Consider the following 789-nt stretch of genomic DNA (forward strand, 5'->3'; position numbering starts at 1 on the left):
GAATTATAGTGGAAACCGCTCTCTCACCAAGCAAAAAATTTGGTTAACTGAAGATTTCAAGCCAACCAAAGCTGAAATAATGGATAGCAATATGAATTCGATGGTTGAAATTTCCTTCACTGACTTTACTTTTGATCCTCCTTTCGATAAAGATGCCTTCGACAAAGACCGAAACATGACCAGTGCCTTGACAGCCGTGCCAACAATAGCTGGAGGCGGAATAGTGAAGAAACCACCTTCCAGTCAGTTCGGTGTCATTGAACCAACCTATGTTCCAGAAGGTGTCACACAAGTCGGAATTGAACCAATCAAACGAAATGGTGAGCAAGTGGTTGTCCTTGATTATAAAGGAGCATACAACTATCGTTTGATGGAATCTCGTCCAACAGAAGCTTCGGTCTCCTATGAACAAGGTATGCCGATTGATCTCGGATTTACAATCGGTGTACTCACGGATACAAACGGACAAAGACGAGTGCTGACTTGGGAACTGGACGGAGTGGAGTTCACTTTGACAGGCGACCTGCCGGAAGAAGAGATGGTTAAGGTAGCGAATTCGACGTATGGATTAGGTGGAAAATAATGATCAGCAACAATAAAGAGGCGGAGATTCTGCCTCTTTTGTTTTGCATTTGTCATAGTATCAGAAAGAATAAAAAATTTAAGGAAGTAAAGTTTTTATTCTTTACCATTCGTGTTCAAGAAAACCAGCTAATGTTTGTCAATCCTTTGTTCTAGGTAATTCATAAATTTCTTGGTATACTAAATTAGGGTATAGCAAAAAACCTC

The 789-nt window shown here is 40.4% G+C and carries 1 protein-coding gene; it reads left to right on the top strand.

Translation table 11 applies throughout. From position 1 onward, the window contains the following. Positions 1-583: DUF4367 domain-containing protein (locus ACPW7N_RS26665; RefSeq protein ID WP_425654876.1), on the top strand; the 583-nt coding region annotated here is incomplete at its 5' end. Positions 584-789: the final 206 nt, after the last annotated feature.

The sequence above is a fragment of the Brevibacillus nigriterrae genome (genome assembly GCF_049846925.1).
GTDB lineage: Bacteria > Bacillota > Bacilli > Brevibacillales > Brevibacillaceae > Brevibacillus_H.